Source organism: Pseudonocardia xinjiangensis, assembly GCF_050948425.1.
Lineage (GTDB): Bacteria > Actinomycetota > Actinomycetes > Mycobacteriales > Pseudonocardiaceae > Pseudonocardia > Pseudonocardia xinjiangensis.
Window position 1 is genome coordinate 373,725 of record NZ_CP192009.1, and the last position, 15,154, is coordinate 388,878.

At 73.4% G+C, this 15,154-nt stretch carries 17 protein-coding genes; 13 read left to right on the forward strand and 4 right to left on the reverse strand.

What is annotated here, in order from left to right:
- Positions 1-12 precede the first annotated feature (12 nt).
- Positions 13-198, reverse strand: coding sequence for a hypothetical protein (locus ACQPZA_RS01795; protein ID WP_433277774.1), 186 nt, complete (start codon positions 196-198; stop codon positions 13-15).
- A gap of 27 nt (positions 199-225) precedes the next feature.
- Here ACQPZA_RS01795 and ACQPZA_RS01800 point away from each other — a divergent pair, with 27 nt between their 5' ends.
- Positions 226-384, forward strand: a complete 159-nt coding sequence (locus tag ACQPZA_RS01800; RefSeq protein ID WP_433277775.1) for a hypothetical protein — start codon at positions 226-228, stop codon at positions 382-384.
- 263 nt (positions 385-647) lie between these two features.
- Here the strand turns inward: ACQPZA_RS01800 and ACQPZA_RS01805 are convergent, their stop codons facing one another.
- A complete protein-coding gene (locus tag ACQPZA_RS01805) occupies positions 648-1,382 on the reverse strand; it encodes a GntR family transcriptional regulator (protein ID WP_169393975.1) in 735 nt (244 codons plus the stop codon).
- A gap of 202 nt (positions 1,383-1,584) precedes the next feature.
- On the opposite strand from ACQPZA_RS01805, the gene arfB reads away from it, so the two are divergent.
- The 3 genes from arfB (at position 1,585) to ACQPZA_RS01820 (ending at position 3,647) form a co-directional block, all read left to right on the forward strand.
- Positions 1,585-2,013, forward strand: a complete 429-nt coding sequence (gene arfB, locus ACQPZA_RS01810) for an alternative ribosome rescue aminoacyl-tRNA hydrolase ArfB (RefSeq protein WP_433277777.1) — start codon at positions 1,585-1,587, stop codon at positions 2,011-2,013.
- Between the two features lie 219 nt (positions 2,014-2,232).
- Positions 2,233-2,709: a phage holin family protein gene (locus tag ACQPZA_RS01815; RefSeq protein ID WP_433277780.1), complete on the forward strand. Its 477-nt coding sequence runs from the start codon at positions 2,233-2,235 to the stop codon at positions 2,707-2,709.
- A 5-nt stretch (positions 2,710-2,714) separates the two neighbouring features.
- Positions 2,715-3,647 (forward strand): alpha/beta fold hydrolase, encoded by a 933-nt coding sequence (locus ACQPZA_RS01820; RefSeq protein ID WP_433277782.1) that lies wholly within the window; start codon positions 2,715-2,717, stop codon positions 3,645-3,647.
- A gap of 72 nt (positions 3,648-3,719) precedes the next feature.
- On the opposite strand, the gene ACQPZA_RS01825 is transcribed toward ACQPZA_RS01820, so the two are convergent.
- On the reverse strand, positions 3,720-4,823 hold the full coding sequence (locus ACQPZA_RS01825) for a glycerophosphodiester phosphodiesterase (RefSeq protein WP_433277784.1): 1,104 nt from the start codon (positions 4,821-4,823) through the stop codon (positions 3,720-3,722).
- A gap of 146 nt (positions 4,824-4,969) precedes the next feature.
- On the opposite strand from ACQPZA_RS01825, the gene purD reads away from it, so the two are divergent.
- The 3 genes from purD (at position 4,970) to ACQPZA_RS01840 (ending at position 8,672) form a co-directional block, all read left to right on the forward strand.
- Positions 4,970-6,265, forward strand: a complete 1,296-nt coding sequence (gene purD / locus ACQPZA_RS01830) for a phosphoribosylamine--glycine ligase (protein WP_433277787.1) — start codon at positions 4,970-4,972, stop codon at positions 6,263-6,265.
- Between the two features lie 222 nt (positions 6,266-6,487).
- On the forward strand, positions 6,488-7,423 hold the full coding sequence (locus ACQPZA_RS01835; protein WP_433277789.1) for a hypothetical protein: 936 nt from the start codon (positions 6,488-6,490) through the stop codon (positions 7,421-7,423).
- A 130-nt stretch (positions 7,424-7,553) separates the two neighbouring features.
- Positions 7,554-8,672, forward strand: a complete 1,119-nt coding sequence (locus ACQPZA_RS01840; RefSeq protein ID WP_433282639.1) for a pyridoxal phosphate-dependent aminotransferase — start codon at positions 7,554-7,556, stop codon at positions 8,670-8,672.
- A 7-nt stretch (positions 8,673-8,679) separates the two neighbouring features.
- Here the strand turns inward: ACQPZA_RS01840 and ACQPZA_RS01845 are convergent, their stop codons facing one another.
- Complete coding sequence (locus ACQPZA_RS01845; RefSeq protein ID WP_433277791.1) at positions 8,680-9,795, reverse strand: threonine aldolase family protein; 1,116 nt, start codon at positions 9,793-9,795, stop codon at positions 8,680-8,682.
- Between the two features lie 193 nt (positions 9,796-9,988).
- On the opposite strand from ACQPZA_RS01845, the gene ACQPZA_RS01850 reads away from it, so the two are divergent.
- The 6 genes from ACQPZA_RS01850 to ACQPZA_RS01875 all read left to right on the forward strand — a co-directional run bounded on the left by ACQPZA_RS01850 (position 9,989) and on the right by ACQPZA_RS01875 (position 15,021).
- Positions 9,989-10,522: a SigE family RNA polymerase sigma factor gene (locus tag ACQPZA_RS01850; RefSeq protein ID WP_169394046.1), complete on the forward strand. Its 534-nt coding sequence runs from the start codon at positions 9,989-9,991 to the stop codon at positions 10,520-10,522.
- A gap of 15 nt (positions 10,523-10,537) precedes the next feature.
- Positions 10,538-11,245 carry a hypothetical protein gene (locus tag ACQPZA_RS01855; protein WP_433277792.1) on the forward strand — a complete coding sequence of 236 codons (708 nt, stop codon included), beginning with the start codon at positions 10,538-10,540 and terminating at the stop codon, positions 11,243-11,245.
- Between the two features lie 49 nt (positions 11,246-11,294).
- Positions 11,295-11,867, forward strand: a complete 573-nt coding sequence (locus tag ACQPZA_RS01860) for a TetR/AcrR family transcriptional regulator (protein WP_433277794.1) — start codon at positions 11,295-11,297, stop codon at positions 11,865-11,867.
- 25 nt (positions 11,868-11,892) lie between these two features.
- A complete protein-coding gene (purB, locus tag ACQPZA_RS01865) occupies positions 11,893-13,311 on the forward strand; it encodes an adenylosuccinate lyase (RefSeq protein ID WP_433277796.1) in 1,419 nt (472 codons plus the stop codon).
- On the forward strand, positions 13,308-14,138 hold the full coding sequence (locus ACQPZA_RS01870; protein WP_169393986.1) for a phosphoribosylaminoimidazolesuccinocarboxamide synthase: 831 nt from the start codon (positions 13,308-13,310) through the stop codon (positions 14,136-14,138). The genes purB and ACQPZA_RS01870 overlap by 4 nt, the downstream gene beginning before the upstream one ends.
- Before the next feature lie 73 nt (positions 14,139-14,211).
- Entirely contained in the window at positions 14,212-15,021 is an 810-nt protein-coding gene (locus ACQPZA_RS01875; RefSeq protein ID WP_433277798.1) for a DUF2334 domain-containing protein, read from the forward strand.
- Positions 15,022-15,154 lie beyond the last annotated feature (133 nt).

Genomic DNA, 15,154 nt, shown 5'->3' on the forward strand with positions numbered 1-15,154 from the left:
CCCCGTGCCGTGTCAGGAGGCGCGGGAGTAGGGGCCCTCGGCCGCAGGAACCGTCTCGGTCGAGGGTCGGATCGGCTGGACGTCGGCGCCGTGGGCCCGCTGGGCCCGCAGTGCGGCGTCCAGGCCGAGCCCGAGCGCCCGGCCGTCGGCGTTGAAGCCTCGCGGCATGGTGGACAGGGCGCGCACAACCTTGCGCATCGTTCGCATTCTCATCACCTCGTGTAGATGGTCTTCCCGATCCGTGCGCCGGTATGCATGCCGGCGCACGGCTGCGCCGTCTGTACGGCGTGGTGGAAGCAGCAGCGCGCGGCGCTGCGCGTTCAGGGGGTGTTCCCGGTGTCGCTCGGCAGCGCGTGCGGCAATGGCGCGGCGTGCGAGAAGTGACACGGGACGTCGACGTCGACGTGAAGGCAGTCGTCGTCGACCGGGGAGCCCGTCGGCGTCGACGGGAGAGGGTGTGGTGCGGGTCGGGCTAGGAGCGCGCTGAACAACTCGGCTCTACTGCGCGGCGCCCAGGCGGCGCCCAGGCGGCGCCCTCGCGGCGTTGTCGTCGGGCCCGATACAACAGCGGTATCGGCCCCTCCTCCGCCTTGCGATGCCCCCACCTGGATCACCGCTCGCTACGAGCGGAGTTGTTCAGCACCCTCCTAGGGCTGGCGGGCCGTGACCGGACGCGCGGGTGTGCCGGCGTCAGCGCCGGACTTGTCCTGCTGCTCGAGGTACGACACGCGCGTGTGCTCGGTGTGCGCGTGCATCACCTCGGCGGCGCGGTCGGCGTTGCCCGCCGCGATCGCGTCGATCAGCGCCGAGTGCTCGCTCCAGCTCTGCGCGCCGCGGTGCCGGGCCACGGGGGTGTAGTACCAGCGCACCCGCCGGTCGACCTGGCTGGCGAGCTCGACCAGCACGTCGTTGCGGGAGAGCCGCATGACCGTGGCGTGCAGCTCGGCGTTGAGGGCGACCATCGTGGCGACGTCCTCGGCCTCCAGCGCCGCGAAGCCCTGGCGGCAGAGGTCGCGCAGGTGGGTGATGCCCTCCTCCGTGACGTGCTGGGCGGCCAGGCGCGCCGACTCCGTCTCCAGGAGCCTGCGGACGGCCAGCAGCTGGTCGGCCTCCTCGACGGTGGGGGTGTGGACGTACGCGCCCAGCCCCGGGCGCAGGTCCACCCACCCGTCGTTCTTCAGCCACTGCAGAGCCTCCCGGACCGGCTGGCGGGAGACGCCGAGCATCACCGCTAGCTCGCTCTCCACCAGGTGCTGACCTGGCTGGAGGTTCCGGCTGACGATCATGTCCAGGATCGCGTTGTATACGCTCTCGCGGAGCGGGACCGGCCGGGCGATACGGCGTGCGCCGGCGGCCTCGTGTTGCGTCTCGGACAATGACATCGTGGACTCCAGGTGGGGCGGCGGGTCGATCCAGCTCCCTTCCGGGGACACTCCTGTCTGGTCGACTGCCCACAGCATACAAAGTGCCGTGGCACTTTGTCGCAGTACCGGGCGGTGAACCTCCTCACGCCTTCCGCCCGGTCTGTCCGTTCTGTCCGTGTGAGGGTCCTCGGGACCCCGCGCACTGCGGCATGCTGGCCGTGTGGCCGATGGTGATCTGTCGGTGCGGGGACGGCTGGTACTGCCCGCACGGGAGCTGCACTGGCGGTTCTCCCGTGCTTCCGGCCCTGGTGGACAGGGTGTGAACACCACCGACTCGCGGGTGGAGCTGTCGTTCGACGTGGCCGGGTCGCCCTCGATCCCCGAGTCGCTGCGGGAGCGGGCACTCGACAGGCTCGCGGGCCGGCTCGTCGACGGGGTCCTGACGGTGGTGTCATCCGAACAGCGCAGCCAGCTGCGCAACCGGGAGACCGCGCGGGAGCGCCTGGCGGAGATCCTGCGCTCGGCCACGGCGCCCGACCCGCCACGGCGTAGGCCCACCCGGCCGACGGCCGGGGCCAAGCGGCGGCGGCTGGACGCCAAGACCCGGCGCGGCGCGGTCAAGCGCCTGCGCGGCCGTCCCGACGAGTGACGGCGCCCGCGGGGACCTCCATCGGTGGGCGGGACGCCGGCGAGGCCGGGAACACGCCTTACCCGACCGGTGAAGGGCGCGGCGCGCCGCGCTCCTGAGCGGGCACCGGCCTCGTGACCGTGGAAGGATGGCCAACCGATCACCGACAAGCCGAGCAGCACGTGCAGGAGGACCGCGGTGGCCAGCCCGACCAGCTCAAGTGGCGCGGAGGTTCCGCCCGTGCTGCCCTCGATCCCGCTATCGCGGGAGCCCGTCAAGCCGGCGGGAGAGCAGTCGATCGGTGCTCTCGTCCGTGAGGCCACGGCCCAGGTCTCCACCCTCGTGCGGGCCGAGGTGGAGCTGGCCCGCGCCGAGGTGACGTCCGAGGTGAAGAAGGGCCTGCAGGGCAGTGTCTTCTTCATCGTCGCGCTGACGGTCCTGCTCTTCAGCCTGTTCTTCGCCTTCTTCGCGCTCGGCGAGCTGCTCGCGCTGTGGCTCAACCGGGCCGCCGCGTTCGGCATCGTCTTCGGGATCATGCTCATCGTCGCCGGGCTCTTCGGGCTGCTGGGCTACCTGCGGGTCCGCCGCATCCGCAAGCCGGAGCGCACGATCTCCAGCCTGAAGGAGTCGGCGCAGGTCCTGTCCCACCGCGGCCGGGGCGAACCGGACGGCGCGGCGCACGAGCTGAACGGCCGGCCCGCGTCGCCCGCGCGCTGACCGGAGTGCGCAGGGCGGGGCCGGACCCGTCGTCGGTCCGGCTGTCCGGTCCCTGGACGCACCGCGCCGTCTCGGCCAACGGCATCCGCCTGCACGTCGCCGAGTGCGACGGCGGCGGCCCGCTGGTCGTACTGCTGCACGGCTTCCCCGAGTTCTGGTGGTCGTGGCGCCACCAGCTCGGCCACCTCGCCGAGCTCGGCTTCCGGGCGGTCGCCGTCGACCTGCGCGGCTACGGCGACTCCGACAAGCCCCCGCGCGGGTACGACCTGTGGACACTGGCCGGTGACATCGCCGGCCTGATCCGGGCGCTCGGCGAGTCCCGCGCGCACCTCGTCGGGCACGACTGGGGCGGGCTCATCGCCTGGACGGTCGCCGCGCTGCACCCGCGGCTCGTGCGCTCGCTGGCCGTGGTGGGCGCTCCCCACCCGCTGGCGGTGCGCGCAGCGGTGGTGCGCGACCCCCGCGGCCAGGGCCGGGCCACCGCCGCCTACGCGCTGGGCTTCCAGCTGCCGCGCCTGCCCGAACGCTCCCTGCGGGCCGAGGACGGCGCCCGCGTGGCCCGCATCCTGCGCGCCCGGGCCGGGGCGGAGTGGGTGGCGTCGCCCGACTTCGCCGAGGCGGCGGCGTGCTACCGGCACGCGATCCAGGTGCCCGGGGTCGTGCACTCCGCCATGGAGTACTACCGCTGGGCCCTGCGGTCACAGTTCCGCGCCGAGGGCAGGCGCTTCGCCGCCGCCGTGGCGCGGTCCACCGCCGTTCCGCTGCTGCAGATCCACGGTGCGCAGGACCCGTGCATGCTCGTCCGCACCGCCGCGGCGTCGCAGCGGTGGATCGGTGCCGACCACCGGCTGCACGTGCTTCCCGCCACCGGCCACTTCCCGCACGAGGAACGGCCGGGGGAGACGAACGCCCTGCTCGCCGGTTTCCTGGCCACCTGAACCCCGGCCCGGGCGCGGGGATCGGGCGACTCGCCCACGGAAAACGGGCGACTCGCGGGGTGGGTTCGGGGGTTACAGGGCGGCGCGGGCCGTCACGGCGGTGTCCGGGTTGTCCGCGAAGAGTCCGTCGATGCCCGCGGCGAAGAACACCGCGTACTCGGCGAACACGTTGCCGTAGTCGGCGGGGAACCCGGCGCTGCGCAGGTTCGCCGGGAGGAACTCGTTCTCGTTGCGGAACGTGTACGGGTGCACCAGCAGGTCCACGGCGTGCGCGGTGGCGACGAGCGGGGTGGGGTCGCCGAGGGTGCCGTCGGCGTTGCGGGCGACCACCATGTCCTTGTCGGGCCCGATGCCGTCGGCATAGGACGCGATGTGCTCCAGGCCGGCGGGTGTCACGAGGTCGGCGTACGTGCGGGGGTCGCCCACCGCCGCGAGGTCGGCCGGTGCGCCCTCGGTGTCCAGCAGCTGCACCAGCGGCACGTTCAGCTCGCCACTGAGCTGCCGGAGGTTCGTGGTCTCGAAGGACTGCACGAACACCGGCGCTCCCCGCCGGTTGAGACCGGCCCTGTCCAGCGCGGCGACGAGCGGCTGCTCCAGCGGGCACCCGATCGAGGCGAAGTAGCTGGGGTGCTTGGTCTCCGGGTAGATGCCGATCACCCGGCCGAGCTCCGCGGAAAGACGCTCCCGCAGCGCCAGGATCTCGTCGAACGTCGGGATCTCGAACCACCCGTCGTAGATCGTGTTCTCCTGGCGGACACCCGGGATCCGCTCCTTCGCCCGCAGGGTCTTGAGCTCGGCGAGGGTGAAGTCCTCGGTGAACCACCCGGTGTGCTCCACACCGTCGATGGTCTTGGTGGCCCGGCGGTCGGCGAACTCCGGATGGTCGGCGACATCCGTGGTGCGGCTGATCTGCGACTCGTGCCGGGCGACCAGCACCCCGTCGGAGGTGCTTACGAGGTCGGGCTCGATGAAGTCCGCGCCCATCCTGGCGGCGAGCTCGTAGGAGGCGAGGGTGTGCTCGGGGCGGTAGCCCGATGCGCCGCGGTGCCCGATGACGACCACGGTTCGTGTCGACGACTCGCGCCCGAGGGTGGGGGCGGTACCCCCGGCGGGGGGAGTGGTGGAGACCACATTCAGGGGAGCGACCGCAGTAATGCCGCGGATGGGCGACGCCATGTACGGAAACCCTGCCCCATCTGGGGGAGGCAACGGTCACCAGGAGGTGGCTTGCGTGGGGCGAGCTGATGAACTGCGAACGTGACCGGCGTGCGGGGCCGGGATCTGCGGGAAGGCCGCCGGTGGGACCGATACGATCCCACGTCGTGCGTGTTCTGGTCGTGGGGTCCGGTGCTCGTGAGCACGCCATTGTCCTTGCCATGGCGCAGGACCCGGGAGTGACGGCGCTGGCCTGCGCCCCGGGCAACGCGGGCACGGCCGCGGTGGCCGAGCAGCGCGGGCTCGACGTGCTGGATCCGGCCGCAGCCGCGGCGCTGGCCGTCGACTGGAAGGCCGACCTCGTCGTCGTCGGTCCCGAGATGCCGCTCGTCGCCGGGGTCGCCGACGCCGTCCGTGCCGCGGGCATCGCGTGCTTCGGCCCGAGCGCCGCCGCTTCCCGTATCGAGGGCTCCAAGAGCTTCGCGAAGGACGTGATGGAGGCGGCAGGCGTGTCCACCGCCGCGTCCGAGATCGTCGACAACCCTGCGCACCTCGACGCCGCGTTGTCCCGGTTCGCCCCGCCGTACGTCGTGAAGGACGACGGGCTGGCGGCGGGCAAGGGCGTCGTGGTGAGCCCGGACTTCGACACGGCCCGCGCGCACGCCAGCACGCTGCTCGACACCGGGCATCCGGTGCTGCTGGAGTCGTTCCTGGACGGCCCCGAGGTCTCGCTGTTCTGTCTCGTCGACGGGGAGACGGTGGTGCCGCTGCTGCCGGCACAGGACTTCAAACGCGTCGGTGACGACGACACGGGCCCGAACACCGGCGGGATGGGCGCCTACACGCCGCTGCCGTGGGCATCGCCCTCGTTGGCCGACGAGCTCGTGGCGAGCATCGTCGCACCGGTCGCGGCGGAGATGGTGCGCCGCGGCACCCCGTTCACCGGTCTGCTCTACGCGGGCCTGGCGCTGACGTCGGCGGGGCCGGCGGTGATCGAGTTCAACTGCCGCTTCGGCGATCCCGAGACGCAGGTCGTGCTGGCGCTGCTGCGCACCCCGCTCGCGCGCCTGTTGCACGCCACGGCGACCGGTGAGCTGGCGGCGCAGCCTCCGCTGCAGTGGTCCGAGGGTGCTGCCGTCACGGTGGTGGTGGCCGCGGAGGGCTATCCGGGCCTGCCCCGGCTCGGTGACGTGATCAGCGGAGCGGACGCCGACGGGGTGCTGCACGGCGGCACCCGCAGGCGGGACGACGGAGCCGTGGTGTCCACGGGGGGCCGCGTGCTGTCGGTGGTCGGCACGGGAGCGGATCTTGTGCGGGCCCGCGACGATGCCTACCGTCGGCTGGAGAACGTGCACCTCGCGGGCTCCCACCACCGCACCGACATCGCCCTGCGGGCCGCCCGCGGCGAGGTGACGATCCCTCGTCGGCCCGAGGTTGTCACTCGATCGGGTGATATCCACTAGGCGCCCTCACCGGCCGGATTCACCCAAAAAGCGTGCTTGTCGGCCGAACGGGCAGGGAAACTGGCAGTCGGTCATCAGTTTCCCCAGGTTGCGTCCGAACGGGTGGCGTTAGATGGTTCCGCTGCCCGCAACTGATCCACATCGTCGTCGCTCCCCGTGATGGCCGAGATCGTGGGTCTGCTCCGGGTCATCAGTTCGCTCCCCCGAGAACCGAGGACTCGCATGACGAAGAACGCACGTCCGCGTCACGCCGCTCAGAGCCGTGTGTCGCGTATCGCCGGCCGGGCCGCACTCGGCGTGCTGGGCGCGCCGATGGCCATGCTCGCCATCGCCGGACCGGCCGGCGCCGCCGAGGCCCACCTGGTCGACCCGGTCAGCGACGACGAGGTCGCAGGCACGGACGCCGCCTTCGAGGCCTTCGACGCCTCCACCCTGCCCGGCCTCACCGCGGCGGAGCTGAGCGCCCTCCCCACCGACGGGCTGCCCACCGACGGGCTGGACCTCCAGGGGATCGACCTCGGCCTGCTCAACCTCGGCGGTGGCGGTGCAGGTCTCTCCGAGCTGCCGTCCGCCGGCGCCCCGGACCTCAGCGTCCTCGAGCTGAACCAGCCGGTGTCGTACGCGCTGCCGAGCACCGACGCCCTGCCTGCGCTCCCGGAGCTGCCCTCGCTCGCGGGCACGGACGCCCTGCCGTCGCTGCCGGACACCGACTCGCTGCCGTCGCTGCCGGTCGTGTCCGACCTGCCGGAGCTGCCGAGCGTGGAGCTCCCCGCGCTCCCGACCGACGACGTGGTGGCCGCGCTGCCGAGCACCGACGTCGTGACCGACACCGTGACCGACGTGACCGCCGCCCTGCCCGAGCTGCCGGAGCTCCCGGTCGCCGTCGACCTGCCCGAGCTCCCCGAGCTGCCGGAGCTCCCCGTCGTCGGCGAGCTGCCGGCGCTGCCTGCACTGCCCATCCTCAGCACGTCGAACGACGACGACGAGGCGACGGCGGACGAGGACGCGGACGACGCGGCCGACGACGCCACCGACACCCTGAGTGCCGCCCTCCAGGTCGACCTCCCCGACCTGCCGGACACGAGCGCCGTCACCGACGCCGTCCCCGGCGGCACGGACGTCTTCTCTGCGACGGACCTGGTCTCCGGCCTGATCTGAGTAAGCGACCGCGGCGGCCGTCCTCCTCCGGGAGGGCGGCCGTCGCCCGCTTAGGCTCGGGACCGTGACCCCTCCTGCGACATCCGGGATCCCGATCGCGGCCCGTGCGGCGATCCCGCCGTTCCACGTCATGGACGTGTGGTCGGCCGCCGCCGAGCGTCAGCGCATGCACGGCGACCTGGTGAACCTCTCGGCCGGCCAGCCGTCCACACCGGCTCCCCCCGCCGTGCGGGCGGCCGCCGTGGCCGCGCTGTCCGACGACGTCCTCGGCTACACGGTCACGCTCGGCATCCCGGAGCTGCGTTCGGCGATCGCGGGCCACTACGCCCGCCGCTACGGCCTCGACGTCCCGGCGGAGCAGGTGGTGGTCACCACCGGCTCGTCAGGGGGCTTCCTGCTCGCGTTCCTCTCGGCGTTCGACGCGGGCGACCGGGTGGCACTGGCCCGGCCCGGCTACCCCTGCTACCGCAACATCCTCACGGCGCTCGGCTGCGAGGTCGTCGAGCTGCCGTGCGGGCCGGAGACCCACTACCAGCCGACCGTCGCCATGCTGGAGGCGTTGGACCAGCCCGTCCGCGGGCTCGTGGTCGCCAGTCCGGCCAACCCGACCGGGGCCGTGCTGGATCCGGCCGAGCTCGCCGCGCTGGCGTCCTACTGCGAGAGCACCGGCATCCAGCTGGTGAGCGACGAGATCTACCACGGCATCTCCTACGCGGGCGGGCCGCCGACCTCGTCGGCGTGGGGTACCTCGCGCGAGGCGATCGTCGTCAACTCGTTCTCGAAGTACTTCTCCATGACCGGGTGGCGGCTGGGATGGCTGCTCCTGCCGCCCCGCCTGCTGCGGCCCGCCGACTGCCTGGCAGGCAACCTGACCATCTGCCCGCCGGCACTGGCCCAACGTGCTGCGCTGGGCGCCTTCGATCCCACGAGCTACGTCGAGGCCGACGCGCATGTCGCCCGGTACGCGGTGAACCGGGGCCTCCTGCTCGACGGCCTGCCGCGGCTGGGCATCACGCGACTGGCCCCGGCCGACGGCGCGTTCTACGTCTATGCGGACGTGTCGCACCTGACCGCGGACTCGATGGACCTGACCTACCAACTGCTCGCCGCCACCGGCGTCGCGGTCGCCCCGGGCATCGACTTCGACCCGGTCGACGGGGGGCGCTGGATCCGGCTGTCCTGCGCAGGCGCCACGGAGGACGTGGCGGAAGCGCTGAAGCGGCTCGAGGGCTGGCTCCACCCGAGCTGATGGGCGGTTACTTCCCGCCCGGGTGGACCGGCGCGCGACCGGTACGGGAGGGGGTGCCCGGTGGCCGCGACGCTTCGACCGGCCCGATCCGCTCCAGTGCCGTGGTGATGTCGGCGTCGGTCAGGTCGGCGTGCGTCATCAGCCGGACCTGACCCGCCATCGTCGACGCCCGGACGCCGGCCTCCTCGAAGCGGCGGATCGTACCGTTCAGGTCGGCCACCGCCACCAGCACGATGTTGGTCTGCGGCACCCCGACCAGCCACCCGCGCTCGCGCAGCCCGGAGGCGAGGTTCCTGGCGCGCTCGTGGTCCTCGGACAGGCGGTCCACCCGGTCGAGCGCCACCAGCCCCGCGGCGGCGAGCACCCCGCCCTGGCGGACGCCGCCGCCGAGCATCTTGCGCAGCCGCCTGGCCTCCTCGACGAACTCGGCCGACCCGGCCACCACCGACCCGACCGGTGCGCCGAGGCCCTTGCTCAGGCACACCTGCACGGTGTCGGCGCCGACGGTCAGTGCCCCCGGCGGGACGCCGAGTGCCACCGCGGCGTGCCAGAGCCGGGCACCGTCGAGGTGGACGCGCAGCTTCGCGCCCCGTGCCGCCGCGACGACCTCGGCGTGCTCCTCGGGGGCGGTGACCGTGCCTCCCGCCGCGTTGTGCGTGTTCTCGAGGCACAGCAGGGTGGTGCGCAGCGTGTAGTAGGGCCCGGTGGACCCGGCGGCGCGGCGCACGGCGGCGGGCGAGACCTTGCCGGGCCCGGCGTCGTGCTCCATCGGACGCGGCATCCCACCGGCGAGCCACGCGGCGGTGCCGAGCTCGGCGTCGAGGACGTGCGCTCCCGCCGGGGCGAGGAACGCGTCGCCGCGCTGGAGGTGGTGCATCAGTGCGATGAGGTTGCCCATGGAGCCGCTGGGGGTCCAGAGTGCGTCGGCCGCGCCGACCAGGCCCGCCACCCGCACCTCGAGCTCGCGCATCGTGGGGTCGCGGTCGAGGACGTCGTCCCCCACCTCGGCGGCCGCCATCGCGGCCCGCATCTGCTTCGTGGGCTGGGTGACGGTGTCCGAGCGGAGGTCGATCGGGCGGTCGTCGGGTTTCGCAGACCGCCGGGCTCGCGATGGAGATCGCACGGCTTCCGATTCAACCAGCAGGCGACGGGCCGGTCGCGACTGGGTCACGAACAGGTCACGGCGGTGCGTCCGTTCGAGTGAATGGGCGACTCGCGTACAACGTGTAGCCCCGATCCTTGCGTCCCGTCCCCGAGAGCGACGCGTGCGGACGGCGACGGAGCAGGACGCGGTGCGGAAGGAGGGGAACCCCCGGGTGGACGACGCCGGCGAGCAGAAGTTCGTCGCAGAGACGTTCGAGGAGTACTTCCGCGCCCGCCGCGACGCGGTGCGCCGTACCGCGTACCTGCTGTGCGGCGACTGGCACCACGCCGACGACCACGCACAGGCGGCGTTCGTGGCACTGCACCGGCACTGGCGCCGGATCCGGGACCGCGGCGCGCTCGACGCCTGGATGCGACGGACCCTCGTGCGCGCCGTCGTGGACGAGTCGCGGCGGCCCTGGCGGCGGGAACGCGCCACCGCCGAGCCCGCCGACACGGGCGTTCCCGCACGCGCCGACACCGTCGCCACCCGGCACGTGCTGGTGGACGGCCTGCGGGCGGTGCCGCCGCGCCAGCGCGCCGTCCTCGTGCTGCGGTTCCTCGACGGCCTCGACGTCGCCGCCACGGCAGCGGCGCTCGGCTGCACGGAGGGCACCGTCAAGAGCCAGACGGCGCACGGTCTCGCGGCACTGCGCACGGTGCTGGGCGACTCGCTCGACGACCTGCGAACCACGGGATCGGGATAGGGGAGAGGTGACGGGATGAGCGACAACGACGACGAGGAGCTGGGCGCCCTGTTCCGCGCCGCCGCCTCCGACCCCGGCGCGCCCGCGCCGCGCTTCGACCACGACTCGGTCGTGAGCGCCTCCCGGCGCGCCACCGTCCGCAGGCGGGTGGCCGTGGCGGGGAGCGCGGTCGTGCTGCTCGCGGTGGCCGGCGTCGGTGCCGCGGTCACGCTGCCCGGTTCCCTGCGGGGCGACGACACCACGGTGGCCGCGCCGATGCTCGCGCCCGCCCCGGCCGCCGCGCCCGGGGCGCGGCAGGACGCCGCGCCCGGTGCTGACGCCCGCGCCGAGGGTGCGGCGCCACCGCTGGGCCCGGTGGGCCGTCCACTCGGTCCGGGCACCACCGAGTGCGCCGACCGGCAGGACCCGGCGCTCCGGACACTCGTCGAGGAGGTGCTGCCCGCCGTCCGTGACGCCTCCGAGGCGGCCACCACGATGGAGTGCCGCCCAAGAGGGGAGCGGGGCGTCAACGTCGAGATCGATGACGGTGGCGCCACCGGACTGCTGGCCGTGCAGTACCTGCCCCCGGGCACGATCGTGGCCCTCGTCCCGGGGGCCGTCAGCGCGCCGACGGCCTCCGGCGGCACGGTGATCGTGAGCTCGCGCCCGGCCGAGGTGGGCGCCCCGGCACCGTTCGAGGACAGGCTGACGTCCGTGGCGGACTTCCTCGCCCCCCGCCTCTGAGGTCGGCCGACGGTGGACCGCCGCCCGCGTCGCGGGAGACTCTGCACCCGTGGGTACCGCCAAGGGTGAACGGCGGCGGCAGGAGCTGGTGACGGCGGCCGCCGCGCTGCTGCGTTCCGGTGGCTTCGACGCCGTGCGGCACCGGGCGGTGGCTGATCGCGCCGGGCTGCCGCTGGCCTCCACCACCTACTACTTCGCCTCCCTCGACGACCTCGTCACCGCGGCCGCCGAACGGACCAGCCGCGACGAGCTCGCCGAGGGCCGGGAGCAGCTCGACGCGCTCGCCGAAGGGGCGGTCGACACGCCCGCCCTCGTCGAGCTGGTGCTGGACCAGCTGCTGGGCCCCGAGTCGCGCGACGGTGGCCTCGACGCCGTGCTCCTGCGGTACGAGCGGCTGGTGGGCGCGGGCAGGCGGCCGTACCTGGCGCCGTTGATGCGGGAGCTGCGCGGGGAGCTGGACGCATTGCTCGCCGAGATCCTCGTCCGGTGCGGGCATCCGCTCGACGCCGTCGCGCTGCGCGACCTCGTCTCGCTCGTCGACGGGGCGGTCATCAGCGCGTTGATCGAGGCCGACCCCGACCCGCGGGCGGCCGGCCGCGAGGTACTGATCCGCGCGCTGTAGGGCGGAGCGCCTATCGTTTCCGCACGTGATCCCCAACGTGCTGGCCGCTCGATACGCGAGCCCGGAGCTCGTGCGGCTGTGGTCGCCCGAACACAAGATCGTGCTGGAACGGCGGCTCTGGATCGCCGTCCTCACCGCGCAGCGCGACCTGGGCGTCGACGTCCCCGACTCCGCGATCGCCGACTACGAGCGCGTGGTCGAGCAGGTGGACCTGGAGTCGATCGCGGCCCGAGAGCGCGTCACGCGGCACGACGTGAAGGCCCGGATCGAGGAGTTCGACGCCCTCGCCGGCCACGAGCACGTGCACAAGGGGCTGACCAGCCGCGATCTCACCGAGAACGTCGAGCAGCTGCAGATCCGGCTCTCGCTCGAACACGTGCGCGACCGCACCGTGGCCGTGCTGTCCCGGCTCGCCCGGCGGGCTGCCGAGCACGCCGAGCTGGTGATGGCGGGCCGCAGCCACAACGTGGCGGCGCAGGCCACCACGCTCGGCAAGCGGTTCGCCTCCGCCGCCGACGAGCTGCTCGTGGCGTACGCGCGGCTGGAGGACCTGCGTGCGCGCTACCCGCTGCGCGGCATCAAGGGCCCGATGGGCACGGCGCAGGACATGCTCGACCTGCTCGGCGGTGACGAGGCCAAGCTCGCGTCGCTGGAGGACCGTGTCGCGGCGCACCTCGGGTTCTCCGGTGTGCTCACCAGCGTGGGCCAGGTCTACCCGCGCTCGCTGGACTTCGACGTGCTCAGCGCACTGGTCCAGCTCGCCGCCGCTCCGTCGTCGCTGGCCACCACGATCCGGCTGATGGCGGGCGCGGAGCTCGCCACCGAGGGCTTCCAGCCCGGCCAGGTCGGGTCGTCCGCGATGCCGCACAAGATGAACAGCCGCTCCGCCGAGCGGATCAACGGGATGATGGTGCTCCTGCGGGGTTACGCGGGGATGGCCGCCGAGCTGGCCGGCGCACAGTGGAACGAGGGGGACGTCTCCGACTCCGTCGTCCGCCGCGTCGCCCTGCCGGACGCGTTCTTCGCCCTCGACGGCCTGTTCGAGACCACGCTCACGGTGCTCGACGAGTTCGGGGCCTACCCGGCCGTCATCGCCCGCGAGCTGGACCGCTACCTGCCCTTCCTCGCGACCACGGCAGTGCTGATGGCGGCCGTCCGCGCCGGTGTCGGGCGGGAGAGCGCCCACGAGGTGATCAAGCAGCACGCCGTGGGCGTGGCGCTCGCCATGCGGGAGAAGGGCCAGGCCGAGAACGACCTCGTCGCCCGGCTGGCCGCCGATGAGCGGCTCGGGCTGCTGTCCGGCACCCTCGACGGGCTGCTCGCCGACCCGCTGCGGTTCACCGGAGCCGCCGCGGCTCAGGTCGGGTCGGTCGTCGCGCGGGTGGGGGAGATCGTCGACGCCCACCCCGATGCGGCCGCCTACACGCCGGGAGCGATCCTGTGAAGCTGCTGCACAGCGGCAAGGTCCGGGACATCTACGCCGACGGCGACGACATCGTGCTCGTGGCGTCGGATCGGCTGTCGATCTACGACGTGGTGCTCCCGACCCCGGTGCCGGACAAGGGTGCGCTGCTCACCCAGCTCTCGCTCTGGTGGTTCGACCGGCTCGCCGACATCGCGCCCAACCACGTCATCTCGGCGTCGGACGTGCCACCGGAGTTCGTCGGCCGGGCGATCCGCTGCCGCAGGCTCTCGATGCTGCCCGTGGAGTGCATCGCCCGCGGCTACCTCGCCGGACTGGGGCTCGCGGAGTACGAGAAGCACGGCACGGTCTCCGGGGTGGCGCTGCCGCCCGGCCTCGTCGAAGGCTCGAAGCTGCCCGAGCCGATCTTCACGCCCACCACCAAGGCGCCCGTCGGTGAGCACGACGAGTTCATGACGTTCGACGAGGTCGTGGCCGCGGTCGGAGCGGAGACGGCGGCGCGACTGCGTGACCTGACGCTCGCGGTGTACACGCGCGGCGCCGAGATCGCGGCAGGCAACGGGATCCTCGTCGCCGACACCAAGCTCGAGTTCGGGCTCGACCCGGCGGGGGAGATCGTGCTCGCCGACGAGGTGCTCACCCCCGACTCGTCCCGGTTCTGGCCGGCCGACTCGTGGGAGCCGGGGCGCGCGCAGTACTCCTTCGACAAGCAGTACGTGCGGGAGTGGTCGGCCTCTCTGCGGTGGGACCGGACCCCACCCGGACCCGAGGTGCCCACCGAGGTCGTGGCCGCCACGCGCGCTCGCTACGTGGAGGTGTACGAGCGCATCACCGGCGAGGACTGGTGATGGGCGCCGGAGCACCATCCAGCTATCACAGCACGGCCAACCGCCGTTCACGCGGGCATGCGTTGATGGGCTCGTGGCCACACAGCTGCCCGAACCCCGTCCGGTCGTGCCGTCCCACCTGGTCGTCTCGCTGTCCGGGCTGACGCACGACGCCACCGAGTCACTCGCCCGAGGCGTCGAGTTCGCCGCTGAGCTCGACGCGCGCGGCGTGCCGCTGTCGCAGCTTTTCCGGCCCCGCTCGGCGTCCGGGGCGCTGCAGCTGAAGTCGCCGCTCGTGAGCTGGATGCACGAGCGGCGCGCGGCGGGTGACGCCATCGTGCTGCACGGCTACGACCACAACTCGGATCCGATCGGCGCCTGGCAGTCCTCGGCGCTCGCGCGGGTGGGCCGTCGTGCGGAGTTCGCCGCACTGCCCCGTCATGAGGCCGGTCTGCGGCTCACCGCTGCCCGCCGCGCTCTGACGGCGCTGGGCCTGCGCACCGACATGTTCGTCCCGCCGCGCTGGCTCGCGTCGCCGGGCACCGTCGAGGCTTTGCACGACCAGGGTTTCGGCGTGCTGGCCGACGAGAACGGCGTGCGCCTCCTGCACGGTCCGGCCGACGACACGGTGATGCGGGCCAGGGTGCTCGGCTTCCGCGTCTCGGGCGAGCGCCACCCGCTGGCCGATGACCGGAAGGCCGCCGAGGCGTGGCGCTGCCGGGTGCTGGAGGCCGAGGTCGCCCGCACCGTGCGACGCGGCGGGCTGGTGCGGATCAACATCCGGGCCAAGGACCTGAAGCGGCCGGCGCGGCGGGCCGCCGTCCTGGCGGCGGTGGACGCCGCGCTCCGCCTCGGCGCCGTCCCCGCGACCTACCGCCTCCCGTCGCCGGCCCGAGCCGCCTGACCCGCCCCCCGCGCAACCGGGGCAACTCACCCGCACTTTCCCGGCGACTCGCGGACGGTTTTCGGGCGACTCGCGGGCGGTTTCGGGGCGACTCGCGGGGGCCCCCGCGAGTCGCCCGTTTCGCGCGCGCGAG